Genomic DNA, 13,562 nt, shown 5'->3' on the forward strand with positions numbered 1-13,562 from the left:
CAATAAGATTATCCATATGGAGTTTAGATTGCTTTGTCTTATAAATGACTTGAAATATATTTTCCTGAAACGTATAGTTCGTGTTCATTACAAATAGATAGAATATGATTTAATGTTGTGGCAAAAGCCATATCCATAAATAATTGTTCGCTATCTAAAGGAACTTCTGTATGAATTTCAGCTAATCGTTTAGATAAATGTAATTCATTCATATTGTCATTAATTTTCTTTCTTTGTCCTGGTGTTAAAGCTTCAATTTGATTTATGACTTCTTCTACACTGCCATATTGTTGAATTAATTTAATAGCCGTTTTCTCGCCTATCCCTTTTACTCCAGCATAACCATCTGCAGTATCACCCATAAACGCTTTAATATCAATTAATTGTTGAGGTTCTAATTGATATTCTTCGTTGAATCGATTTAATGTGTAACGATTATAAATATTAAATCCTTTTTTAATTAGCCATACTTCCACATTTTCATTAATACATTGAAGTAAATCTCTGTCGCCAGTAATAATATAAACATCATTATCTGTTGAATATGATTTTGCTAATGTTCCTATCACATCATCTGCTTCGTAATTAGTAACACCAATATTAACGAAGCCAAATTGTTCAGAGATTTCTTTTACATAATCAAATTGAGGTATCAATTCCTCTGGAGGTGCTGATCGATTTTGTTTGTAACCATCAAACATATCATTCCTAAATGTTGATTGTCCCATATCCCAACAAACAGCCACGTGAGTTGGTTGAATTTCTTTGATAGCAGAGAAGATATGGCGAACGAATCCTTGAATGCCATTAGTAGGCACGCCTTTTGAATTATACATGAATTGACTGTGTAGACTAGTTGCAAAAAAGTGTCTAAACAATAATGCCATGCCATCAACGAGTAAAACTTTGTTAGGCATTTTGGTAATCCTTCTTTCTTAATAAATGATTGCTTCTAATTGTTGGTGTTTATCTTTGAGTTGTGTAATTAATGATTCATCCAAGTTAAATGATAACAGTTCGTTAATCTGACTTTGAATGTTTTCTTCGATACTGTTAAATTGTTCTTCTGCTTCTGAAGACATTTGATTAACATATGATTCCAATTGTTGTCTTAACTGATTGAAATTTGATTGAAGCAATTCTAATGTACTTTGACAAATATATTCGTGAATTTCTTTCTGTGAATTTGGATTAAGGATTTTACGTTTTGTTAATTGTTTAGGTAATTCACTCATCATATCGTTAAGTTCAATATGAAGTAACGGTTTATCAATGACATCTGGTTGTAAATTGAAACGTGGATTAACTATGATATGCAATTGACTTAATTGTTGTAACACAGGTGCCACTTGTTCATCTAATTGTTGATTAAAGTATCTTTTAATTCTTTCAGTAATTAATGATTGTTCTAAGAACAGTCTTTGATGAATTTGATCTAAATAAATTTTAGTCGAATTTTTCTTTTCTTCATTAAAATCACTATTTTGAGTCATTTGACTGTTATATACAGATTTAATATCGTCCATTAATTGAAGTTTTAGTCGTGAATTTAAATGATAAACTTGTTCTTCAACTTCATTATTCGTATATTGTGATGTTGTATCTATCAGTTGATGACCGAGTCTTTGTTGGTCTTTATATGTTTCTAATTTTTGTTGACGCTTAGCAATGTCGTCTTTATTAGATTCAAATTCTTCTATCATTTCAACATATGACTTGTCGATTTGTTGTAGTTGATGAATCATTTGTTGTTCTAGAATTGTCTTAGATTCAATGTCGACAAAGTGTTGAATGCTTTCTTTCAATTGATTGATACCTTCATCGTTAGATTTTAATGCTTCTCGACTAGATACACCAAAAACGTCTGATTGTAACTGTACTTGATTAAGTGCATCAGCAACATAATCTTTAACAGCATCTAAATCTTGTTCACTCTCAGCTAAATCAACCGCGTTGATAATCATTTTGAAAGCTTGATTTTCGTTTAGCTGATTCATATCTTTCATATGTTCAATGAAGGCTTTGTCATTGTCAGTAAATGAATGATTGAAGTAACTAACATATAAAATTAAATCTGAAGAAGTAAGTATTTGTTCTGTTTCATTTGTATGTCGTTGGTTATTTGAATGTAAACCAAGTGAATCGACAATAATTTTTCCTTTAAGCCATTCAACAGGTACTTGTAAATGAACTGTTTTAACAAATGTTGCATATTCATCTTCTGCAGACCATTTTTTAACATCATCTTGGTCGATTTGATGTACTTCTCCATCATTTAACATATTGATATACATGTCATAATGTTTTTCTACAGCAGAAATAAACGCAAGTTGATTTTTTTCTAATTTTGATTTTAATTGCGTTATATCACTATTAATAAATTCATCAAGTGAATCGAATGACTGATTGAAGTATTCAAGCATTTGGTTAATTTCTTGAAGTAATTGCTTTGATGATTTTAAAGTAATACTGCTATTTTCACCGTAAGTCAATTCGGTTGTCGCCGCTGTTGTTGGGTTTGGTGAACTTACTAAATATTGACCACCTAATAAGGCATTAATTAAGCTACTCTTTCCTGCGCTGAATGTACCAAATACGCCAATTTTTGTGATTTTTTGATCTAGACGAGTTAATGTTTGCTTTATGTCCATTTGAGTTCGCTCAAATAACGGTATATCTTCGATTACATTTAATGCCTTTTCAATATCAATTTGTGAACTTGAGACATCATCGCTTTCTGATTGAATTGAATCTCTATTTTGATGATGTGTTGTATCATTTTGTTGTTTAATCGTGAAGTTAGCTTCAGTACGTCCTGTTAATTTATCTAAAGAATCTTCTAAATGTATATAGTAATGTTGATAATTGCGTGTTGTTAGAGATTCTTTCAAATTATTTAATTTCATATATCGTTGATATTCTTCTGATGCTTCACTATCTTCAGTTTCTATTTCGTTAGCTTGAACATGTTGAATGGCCTTTTCAAATAATGGATTTGATTGGCGTTCAACAAATTGATTAATTGCTTTAACCACTTCATCAGAAAATGTTAATACATACGTATTACTTATAGTTGTTTGTGGTTGATATAAAGAAGAAACTAAATCGTTTGGTATATCATAAGACTGATTTAAAATATGTTCATTAATATTTTTCTGATTAATAAATCGTGTTAAAAATGACATATCTTCTCTCATAGGTTGGCGAATTTGGGTGTTTATCTTTTCTTGAAGCATATCAACTGCTTTGTTTAAACGTTCTGTTTGTGCTTCTTCCTTCTTCTTAGATTTATTGAAAAATCCACCTACTTTAAAATCTGTAGCCTTACTTTCTAAATACGATCTTAATTGTTCTCGCATATCATGAGTCATAATATAAGCATTTTCTAAAATGTCTTTACGTTTTTGTTTGAGATAAGACTTTAGTTTATCTTTATCATTTAGTAATTGTGCTTCTTCTGATACAGATTGTGTTTGTTGGAAATTTAAATATGCTTGTTCAAATTCTTCTTCAATATTTAAGTATTCTAAAATACTTTGCATTTCATTTTGGATATATGATAATTGTGCATCAGTAATAAATGATACTGTGCGTTCAATATAATCTTCCATTGATTCTCTATTTTCGTCTAAATATAAGAGATAATCAGATAATTGCTTGATTTGATTTTCAGGATGGTCAAATTTAGATACATAATAAATATGTTCTAATTTAATTTCCCATTCGTTAATTGATTTTTCAACTCTAGATTTAAACGTATCAAATGAAAGTTCGTCTTCATTATGTTTGTCTATTTGATTAATGATGAACACAACAGGGATACCTACTTCATTAATTCGTTTCATAAATTGAAAATTGAGCGCTGATTGAACATGGTTATAGTCGACAGTATAAAATAACACGTTACTCGTATACATAAATTGTTCAGTTGTAGTTTGGTGAGTGGCTACGTTAGAGTCAACGCCGGGTGTATCCTGAAATGTAAAGCCATTATCAAATTTATCAGACTTAAAGTTGATTTCTACAGACTCTACGTCTATATTTTGGCGATTCATCTGTTTTACTTCGTCGTAGGTTTTTAATTTTGTATATTGTTGATCCGGTAAATTCGCAATAATGTCTTCTGAATCAGAAACTGAGACGATTGCTGTATTACTTGTTGTCGGTACTGGAGAGCTAGGTAAAATATCTTGTTCTAATAACAAATTAATTAGTGTTGATTTACCTGCTGAAAAGTGACCAACAAATGAAGTAGTAAATTGATTTTTGTATACCTTTTTAATAACTTGATTAATTGTGTTTAATAAAGCAGTGTTGTTTGATTTTTCGACTTCTTTTTTTAGTTTATATAAAATGTCTAATTGTTCAGTGTGTGTCATACGTTTTAATCCCCTTTAGTTCTTTCGATAAAAAAAGAAGAGGTCAAGACAAAACGACTTAAAATCCAAAACGCAATTTTAATGTAAGATACTTTGTCATAACCTCTTTTGAGTAAGCCAATAATCATAGATTATGATATTACTTAAAATATTATCATATATATTACTCAAAACCTATGAATTTAGGGAAGGATTATTCAAACCAAGCTGGTTTGTCGCCTTCAGTGCCTGGCTTGAATACACCAATATTCTCTTTTGAATGTAAATCAGGGTGTTTTGCTATTTGTACTGCTAAGTTTGCGACACTTTTTCTAGATACTTCAGTACCTTCGAATTGGCCATCTTTTGTAGTGATTTCATAAATGTTTTCATTTTTATCAGTTAACCAACCTGGTCTAATAATTGTATAATCTAAATCTGATTGTTCAATTGTATCTGCAGCTTGACGATATAAATTAAGTTTCTCGCCAAATTGTTGTTTGTTCCATTCATTAAATGGTTCAGGTAATTCATCATAGATTCCTGGGGCAGCAATTAAAATTAAACGTTTAATTCCTTTTGCATCCATGGCTTTTACAATCGTTTCAGCATGACGATTAAGTGAACCAGATGTTCCAGTGAATACGATATCGATATTATCTAATGCTTTCTCTAAATCGCTTTGATTTTTAGCGTCACCTTCAAATACAGTTACTCTGTTTGAACCATAATCTGGAATACGGTGTGCATTTCTTAAAAATAGATTTACATTAAAATTTGAGTTTTCTAAGAAAATTTTGGTTGCTTCAATGGCCACTCTACCATTAGCTCCAATAATTAAAACATTCTTCATATATATTACTCCTCTCATCTATTGATTATATTATTTATTAATTTCATCAGTAATTTAAATTTAAACACTCTCAAAACAACTTTACTATAGTTGCAATGAGAGTGCTAATGAACTGTTTGATTAATTTAATCTTTCGTTTGAGGTTTCTTACCCCAATATTGATAATAAGTACATTCAATATAACCGTTAAATAACTTACGACGTTTTGTTGCTTTTTTATTTACTAAAAACTCATATTCTTTATTACTTGTTAAGATATAAGTAGATAGATATGGGTGTTGTTTCATCAATGTACCCATATAACGATACATTTCTTCTACTTCTTCTCTATCGCCGATACGTTCACCATATGGTGGGTTACCAATTAAAGCGATAGGTTCTTCACTATCAATCGTTAATGTATTGACGTCTTTAACGTTGAATTGAATGATATCTGATAAGCCAACTTCTTCAGCGTTACGTTTAGCGATTTCAACCATTTCTGGATCAATATCAGAAGCGTAAACTTGAATCTCTCTATCGTAATCAGCTTGCTTATCAGCTTCATCTCGCATCTCATCATAAATATTTGGTGGCATGATATTCCATTCTTCAGATACAAAGTCTCTATTAAACCCAGGTGCAATGTTTTGTGCAATTAGACATGCTTCGATAGCAATAGTCCCTGAACCGCAGAACGGATCAATTAATGGTGTATCGCCAGTCCAATTGGCTAATTTAATTAAACTTGCAGCTAGCGTTTCTTTAATTGGCGCTTCACCTTGAGCTAAACGATAACCTCTTCTGTTTAATCCAGAGCCAGATGTATCAATTGTAAGTAATACATTATCTTTTAAAATAGAAACTTCTACTGGGTACTTAGCCCCTGTTTCATTTAACCAGCCTTTTTCATTATATGCATGTTTTAGACATTCAACGATGGCTTTTTTAGTGATAGCTTGGCAATCTGGCACACTATAAAGTGTTGATTTTACACTGCGTCCTTGCACTGGAAAACTCCCTTGTTGGTCAATAATTGTTTCCCATGGTAATGATTTAGTTTTTTCAAAAAGTTCATCAAATGTTGTGGCTTTAAATTGCCCCATAACGATTTTGACACGGTCTGCTGTACGTAACCATAAGTTACATTTAACAATAGCACTTTCGTCACCTTCAAAAAAGATACGACCGTTTTCTACTTGTGTTTCATAGCCTAATTCTTGTATTTCTTTAGCTACTACTGATTCCAATCCCATTGGACATACTGCTAATAATTGAAACATGCATTGTTCTCCTTTAGATTCATTTGATTTATGTTTATTTTAACAAAGATACTTTTAAAGTTTAATCATACATAGTCATTTATTTTTATAAAGTGAATTAAAATATTTTTGGTAAAATTGATTTAAGTAAATATATCATTAAAAAAAGCTCTCCGTTTGATGGGAGAGCTAAACTAGTTGTGATATTTCTGTAAGCCATGTTCTGTTCCATTGTACTCTAAACGTGCACTAGCCACACTGGTACGTTGGTGGTAACCATCTGTCTACCATAACATTTAAAATGTTAGTGTCTCGTTTATACGTTGAATTCCGCTAAACAAGTGCTCCTACCTAATTTGGATTGCTCACTCGAGGGGTTTACCGCGTTCCACCTTTTATATTTCTATAAAAGCTACGTCACTGTGGCACTTTCAAACTATTCTAACCCTATTCAAAGAACGTAGGTTATTTCGTTGCCGTCAAATTAATGCCTTGATTTATTGTTTCATCAAGCACGAACACTACAATCATCTCAGACTGTGTGAGCATGGACTTTCCTCTATATCACTATAGCGATTACCCAAAATATCACCTTTGAGAGTATAACATAAAAAAGGGTCTAGACAAAGCCTTTTAAAATTTAAGTCCCCATCTAAATGGAAACAAAGTGTTACGCTCACACTAATAGAAAGCTTTGTCTAAACCAATTCAAATATTATTTACCAAATACTGCTTTTTCTAAGTTAGAGATACGTTTTAAAATATCTACATTGTTTGATGATGCGTTGTTGTTAGAACCATTTGAAGAAAAGTTTTTATTCTCTTGTGGTCTAGTTGTCGCAACACGTAATCTTAATTCTTCAAGTTCTTTTTTTAATTTGTGGTTTTCTTCTGAAAGTTTTACAACTTCATTATTCATGTCTGCCATTTTTTGATAATCTGTAATGATATCATCTAAAAAAGCATCTACTTCTTCTCTTCTATAGCCACGAGCCATAGTTTTTTCAAAATCTTTCTCATAAATATCTTTTGCTGATAATTTTAATGAAACATCTGACATTTTTTCCACCTCATTCGAAACTTTGATCTTGAGACCACTGCAAGTCGTTGATGAAGTCAGTGAGTTCATCAAACGTCACAATATCACAAGTATAGTTTGTTTTTTCCATAAAATCAACTAACATAGATTTAAAAAATTTAGGACTTGCTTCTTGTTCTTCATCGTATATTAATAAAGTTTGATCAGTATGGTCTAGCATAAATTGGTCGGTTTGTTTAAATTGAAACGGCCCCTGATACTCAGAATGAAAAACACTTTCAGTAAAATCAGCGTTATTAATAATATTCATGTACTTAGCTTGATTTTGTTCATTCCATTTAGATGTATGTCCCTCGAAAGGCGTTATCACACCTAGTTTAAGTTCGGGGTATATTTCTTTTAATTCAATAACAACATCTGCAGTCCATAATTCAATGCCCATCTGACCTTGTATTAATACCCATTCCAAACCTTCATCTAATAACTGTTCAATTTTATGTTTAATAAATTGCTTTAGATAGTAAACTTCTGGAGCATCATCTTTAAATATATTTAATTCATAAGATTTATATCCAGTGATATAAACAGTTTTAACCATAATTTCCCTCTTTAAACATTATATTTTAAAATATTATTCAAATCATATTGTACAGCTTTAATTTTTTCTGTAAAAAGCTTTCGACTTGTTCGTTTAAAATGGCATTCTACGGAAAGTTCTTCAATATTTTTAAATAATAAATCAACTTTCTTCTTGTTCATATATGTAGTATTAACGAGTGATTGTTCATAGTTTCTCAGTTGATTGAGCTGTGTATCTATATTTCGAACATATGGTTCTACAACTTTATGAAAATCTTCGTCTTCCTCTTTTTCTCTAACTCGTTCATATTTTTGGCCCATATGATTGACTTCTAATATTAAATTTTTAATGATATCTAACATCTAGTAGCCTCCTACATTATTAATCTATCATATTGTTTATCCCCCGTCATACGTGACGTATTGTTTTTATAGTTATAAATTGCACGTTAAATAAAAAAACTACCTGTTTACTATGCTTTATATAAAAATAAACGTGTTAAATAAGCATACAAAGGAAATAAATGTGTCTATTTTTATTGTTTATTTAATGAAAGCACGTTAAAATAAGGTTTGATGTATTTTAGGTTAGTGAAAAATGCATTAATTTTATAAAAGTTTGGTTAATTGTAAAATCTTGTGTATAATAATCGCAGTTTACTACCAGACTTGTGTGGTGAAATATATGAATTATCCTAATGGTCAACCATACAAAGAAAATAAGACTTTGGACGGACGCAAATCGTCATCATACTCAAGTAATATTGAATATGGTGGACGAGGTATGTCACTGGAAAAAGATATTGAGCATTCTAATGCTTACTATTTAAAAAGTGGCATCGCAGTCATTCACAAGAAACCTACTCCTGTACAGATAGTCAATGTTCACTATCCAAAACGGAGTAAAGCTGTGATAAATGAAGCTTATTTTCGTACGCCTTCAACAACAGATTATAATGGTGTCTATAATGGCTATTATATCGATTTTGAAGCAAAGGAAACGAAGAATAAAACTTCTTTCCCCTTGAATAATATCCATGATCATCAAGTTGATCATATGAAGAACACATACCAACAACGAGGTATTGTTTTTTTAATGATAAGATTTAAATCACTTGATGAAGTTTATCTATTACCCTATTCTAAATTTGAATTCTTTTGGGATAGATACAAAAAAGATATTAAAAAATCGATAACAGTTGAAGAAATACGAAAAAATGGTTACCATATTCCTTATCAGTATCAACCTAGATTGAATTACCTCAAAGCAGTTGATAAGTTGATATTAGATGAAAGTGAGGACCGCGTATGACGGAAAACAAAGGGTCTTCTCAGCCTAAAAATAAAGGCAATAATGGGAAGTCCGACGAAAAAAAGAATAGAAATGTGAAGAGAACGATTATTAAGATTATTGGCTTTATGTTTATTGCCTTTATTGTTCTATTGTTACTCGGTATCTTACTATTTGCATATTACGCATGGAAAGCACCTGCATTCACTGAATCTAAGTTAGAGGATCCTATCCCTGCTAAGATTTATGATAAAAACGGTGACTTAGTTAAGACGTTAGATTATGGTCAACGTCATGAACATGTGAATATCAAAGATGTACCACAAAGTATGAAAGATGCCGTCTTAGCTACAGAAGATAATCGCTTCTATGATCACGGTGCTTTGGACTATAAACGTCTATTCGGTGCAATAGGTAAAAACTTAACTGGTGGATTTGGGGCTCAAGGTGCTTCTACCTTAACTCAACAAGTTGTTAAAGATTCATTCTTATCACAACAAAAATCTATCGGTCGTAAAGCTCAAGAAGCTTACCTTTCATACCGATTAGAACAAGAGTACAGTAAAGATGAAATATTCCAAGTTTACTTGAATAAAATTTACTACTCTGATGGTGTAACTGGTGTTAAAGCTGCTGCTAAGTATTACTTTAATAAAGACCTTAAAGATTTAAACTTAGCTGAAGAAGCTTACCTAGCCGGCTTACCTCAAGTACCAAATAATTACAATATTTACGATCATCCTAAACAAGCTGAAGATCGTAAAGACACTGTATTATACTTAATGCATTATCATCATAGAATAAGCGATAAAGAATATGAGAAAGCTAAGAAAATCGATGTTAAAGCTAACTTAGTTCAAAGAAGTGATAAAGAACGTCAAAATACTACAGAAGATAAAAACCCAGAGTTAGCATCTTATGTGAATTTTGTTAAATCAGAATTAATGAATAACAAACACTTCAAGAAAGAAAACTTAGGTAACGTTCTTCAAAGTGGTATTAAGATCTATACAAATATGGATAAAGATGTTCAACAAACGCTTCAAGATAAGATTAACAATGGTAGCTTCTACAAAAACGATGACCAACAAGTTGGTGCTACTATCTTAGATAGTAAAACTGGTGGTTTAGTAGCCATTTCTGGTGGACGTAATTATAAAGACGTCGTTGACAGAAACCAAGCTACAGATCCACATCCTACTGGTTCATCATTAAAACCATTCTTAGCTTATGGTCCAGCTATTGAAAACATGAATTGGGCAACTAATCATGCTATTCAAGACGAATCTTCATATCAAGTAGACGGTTCAACATTCCGAAACTATGATACGAAGAGTCACGGAACTGTCTCTGCATATGATGCATTAAGACAAAGTTTCAACATCCCTGCCCTTAAAACTTGGCAACAAACTAAATCTAGCGCAGGTAACGATGCACCTAAGAAATTCGCATCTAAAGTTGGTTTAGATTACGATGGTAAAATTGGACCATCTGAAGTACTTGGTGGTTCTTCATCAGAATTCTCACCAACTCAATTAGCATCTGCATTTGCTTCATTAGCAAATGGTGGTACTTATAACAATGCTCATTCAATTCAAAAAGTTGTTACTCACGATGGTGACACTATTGAATATGATCATACTAGCCATAAAGCAATGAAAGATTCTACAGCCTATATGTTAGCTGAAATGCTTAAAGGTACATTTAAAGCCTATGGTTCAGCTTATGGTCACGGCGTATCTGGTGTTAATATGGGTGCTAAAACAGGTACTGGTACTTACGGTGCTGAAGTTTATAGTCAATATAACTTACCTGATAATGCAGCCAAAGATGTTTGGATCAACGGATTCTCACCTCAATACACTATGTCAGTGTGGATGGGCTTCAACAAAGTTAAAGAATACGGAACTAACTCTTTCGTAGGACATTCTGAACAAGAATATCCACAATATCTATTTGAAGAAGTCATGTCAGACATTTCTTCAAGAGATGGTAAAGACTTTAAAAAACCAAGCTCAGTTGAAGGTAGTGACCCTGATTCATTATCAGTAAAAGGACATTCAGATAGTAATACAATTAATAAGAGCACACATGGTGATAGTGATTCATCAACATCTTCTAATAGCGGTAACAGCAATGGAAGTAATGGATCATCATCAAATGGTTCATCAAGCTCTAACAGCTCAAATAGTTCAAATAGCAGTTCCCAACAAAGCGGAAATGCCCTAACTAGTCTATTCAGCTTTAATTCAATATTTAATAATAAAGCTTCATAATATAGACGAAACGCCCAAATCCTAAAATAGGATTTGGGCGTTTTTTTGTTTTTATATAAATTAAAAAGTACCTACTAGATTTAACCAGTGGGTACTTCAACTTTATTATAAGTATGAAATGATTAGTGAATCACAATACATTTATTGGTTTCTTTTTTTACGAATTTGGTACGAAGCATTCATTTTTATTAACTCGGATTTTAATGTTTTCATTTGTCTATAACCCATAAAATGATATTTTCTTGCTAACATGTATTGATAGCGCTCACCAAAATTCATAGGAACAACTGGATAGTTATCAAGCTCATTTAGATTTAACTCATTGATTTCATTTATTTGTTTAAAATAACTTATAATCATTTCGAAATAAGCATCTATAACTGGTTTTGCTTCTGCTGATTTTAATTGTTTTTGGCTTGCGAATTGATCGAGTTGTTGTTCTAACTCTTCAAAGTCTTGTTTAGTTATCAAATGTTTCACGCTTCTTTCAAACTTGCTTTGTATCTTTTCTGACCTTCTCTACAATCTTTAAACAATGGACAAATATCACATTTTGGCTTACGAGCGAGACAATGATATCGACCAAAGAAAATAAGTTGATGATGGCTTTTATTCCAACGGTCTTTTGGTATGACAGAACAAAGTCTATCTTCAACTTGTCTTACATTATCTTTCCAGCGATTAATACCTAAACGTTTAGAAACACGTTCTACATGTGTGTCTACAGCGAGTGAAGGTTCGTTAAAAGCGACACTCATTACGACATTTGCAGTTTTACGTCCAACACCAGCTAAACTTTCTAGTTCTTGATGTGTTTGAGGAATCTTTCCATCAAATTGATCAAGTAAAGATTGGCAAAGTTTTTTGATATTTTTAGCTTTATTTCTATATAATCCAATAGAACGAATATCCTGTTGTAATTCTTCATCACTTACATTTAAATAATCTTCTGGTGTTTTATATTTGGCAAATAATGAACGAGTAACTTTATTAACTAATATATCGGTACATTGCGCTGATAAAAGTACTGCAATTGTTAATTCGAATGCGTTATCATGTTTTAGTTCACATTCTGCATCTGGAAACATATCGGCAATTACATCAATCATTTCAAGTGCTTTTTTCTTACTAATCATCTGATTTCTCTCCATTTAACCAATCAAATTTTGGTACTTTCTTAACAGTGTGTTTCATTTTTGGTTTATTAAATTGCTTTCTAATTTCTTTTGAGTCATCAATTGTTTTGACATTATTTTTCTTCCAATTTAACAATATTCTATCCATATATTTAAAACTTAATTTATTTTGGCTATTTGCTTCATCAAGAGCAGCTTGAATAATTGATATATCATGTTTATCAACATCAATCCATTGGTTCAACGTTTCAATTTCATAAGGTGACAATGGTCTAGCAAATGTTTGTTCTATCATTTGGAATAATGTTTTAAACTTTTCTTTATCACTTTGTTCATTGGTATCAATTGTTTGCTTTTTAAGCAATTGACTTAGTTTTTCATAAAAAGGATCTAAATTCATATATTCTGTAAAGCGACCTTCTTCATCTTTATTAACGTTTAATTCTAATAATTCTCGTTGAATTAAATTTTGAATGACTGCAGTAACTTCACGTGGTTGCATCGTAGATCCCTGTTGAAGTGATTCAATGGATGGTTGTTTATTTGATGTTTCTGATGCATAAATTAGTTTGATTAAAATGATTAAATCTTGTTCATCTATACCTAGTTCACTGTAATGGTCTAACAATTCACGACGAATCACAACTGGTCGTGTTTTTAATTGAAACTTGTCCATTGTACCCCCTCCTATCATTAAAATTTAGACCTTCATTATATTTGATTAAATAGAAGGATTTTTATGGATGCCCTTAATAAAATGCAATGCTTTATTATAAGTTAGTATAAGAT

The 13,562-nt window shown here is 31.4% G+C and carries 12 protein-coding genes and 1 other RNA gene; 2 read left to right on the forward strand and 11 right to left on the reverse strand.

From position 1 onward, the window contains the following. Positions 1-38: 38 nt before the first annotated feature. The 8 genes from GVY01_RS04690 to GVY01_RS04725 form a co-directional block, all read right to left on the reverse strand. Complete coding sequence (locus GVY01_RS04690; protein WP_017637989.1) at positions 39-917, reverse strand: 5'-3' exonuclease; 879 nt, start codon at positions 915-917, stop codon at positions 39-41. A gap of 18 nt (positions 918-935) precedes the next feature. Continuing rightward, complete coding sequence (locus tag GVY01_RS04695) at positions 936-4,379, reverse strand: dynamin family protein (protein ID WP_017637988.1); 3,444 nt, start codon at positions 4,377-4,379, stop codon at positions 936-938. Between the two features lie 193 nt (positions 4,380-4,572). After that, entirely contained in the window at positions 4,573-5,211 is a 639-nt protein-coding gene (locus GVY01_RS04700) for an SDR family oxidoreductase (RefSeq protein WP_017637987.1), read from the reverse strand. Positions 5,212-5,336: 125 nt separating this feature from the next. Further along, entirely contained in the window at positions 5,337-6,473 is a 1,137-nt protein-coding gene (locus GVY01_RS04705; RefSeq protein WP_017637986.1) for a THUMP domain-containing class I SAM-dependent RNA methyltransferase, read from the reverse strand. A gap of 186 nt (positions 6,474-6,659) precedes the next feature. Further along, an RNA gene (rnpB, locus tag GVY01_RS04710) (RNase P RNA component class B) lies at positions 6,660-7,040 on the reverse strand. A 127-nt stretch (positions 7,041-7,167) separates the two neighbouring features. Next, on the reverse strand, positions 7,168-7,512 hold the full coding sequence (gene gpsB / locus GVY01_RS04715; RefSeq protein ID WP_017637985.1) for a cell division regulator GpsB: 345 nt from the start codon (positions 7,510-7,512) through the stop codon (positions 7,168-7,170). 10 nt (positions 7,513-7,522) lie between these two features. Next, positions 7,523-8,089, reverse strand: a complete 567-nt coding sequence (locus GVY01_RS04720) for a DUF1273 domain-containing protein (protein ID WP_017637984.1) — start codon at positions 8,087-8,089, stop codon at positions 7,523-7,525. Positions 8,090-8,100: 11 nt separating this feature from the next. Next, positions 8,101-8,433 (reverse strand): DUF1798 family protein, encoded by a 333-nt coding sequence (locus GVY01_RS04725; protein ID WP_017637983.1) that lies wholly within the window; start codon positions 8,431-8,433, stop codon positions 8,101-8,103. Between the two features lie 322 nt (positions 8,434-8,755). Between GVY01_RS04725 and recU the strand changes: the two genes are divergently transcribed. Then, complete coding sequence (gene recU / locus GVY01_RS04730) at positions 8,756-9,382, forward strand: Holliday junction resolvase RecU (protein WP_017637982.1); 627 nt, start codon at positions 8,756-8,758, stop codon at positions 9,380-9,382. Next, positions 9,379-11,637: a transglycosylase domain-containing protein gene (locus GVY01_RS04735; RefSeq protein ID WP_017637981.1), complete on the forward strand. Its 2,259-nt coding sequence runs from the start codon at positions 9,379-9,381 to the stop codon at positions 11,635-11,637. Before recU ends, GVY01_RS04735 begins: the two co-directional genes overlap by 4 nt. Positions 11,638-11,778: 141 nt before the next feature. Here GVY01_RS04735 and GVY01_RS04740 read toward each other — a convergent pair whose 3' ends face one another. From GVY01_RS04740 to GVY01_RS04750, 3 genes are read right to left on the reverse strand one after another with little or no spacing between them, the layout of a single operon-like run. Then, positions 11,779-12,108, reverse strand: a complete 330-nt coding sequence (locus tag GVY01_RS04740) for a YpoC family protein (RefSeq protein WP_026083522.1) — start codon at positions 12,106-12,108, stop codon at positions 11,779-11,781. Positions 12,109-12,113: 5 nt separating this feature from the next. Next, on the reverse strand, positions 12,114-12,773 hold the full coding sequence (gene nth / locus GVY01_RS04745; protein WP_017637979.1) for an endonuclease III: 660 nt from the start codon (positions 12,771-12,773) through the stop codon (positions 12,114-12,116). Then, the gene (locus GVY01_RS04750; RefSeq protein WP_017637978.1) at positions 12,766-13,449 is read right to left on the reverse strand and encodes a DnaD domain-containing protein; all 684 of its coding nucleotides are present in this window, start codon (positions 13,447-13,449) and stop codon (positions 12,766-12,768) included. Before GVY01_RS04750 ends, nth begins: the two co-directional genes overlap by 8 nt. Between the last annotated feature and the right edge of the window lie 113 nt (positions 13,450-13,562).

Source organism: Staphylococcus sp. 8AQ, from assembly GCF_902506595.1.
GTDB classification, from domain to species: domain Bacteria; phylum Bacillota; class Bacilli; order Staphylococcales; family Staphylococcaceae; genus Staphylococcus; species Staphylococcus pasteuri.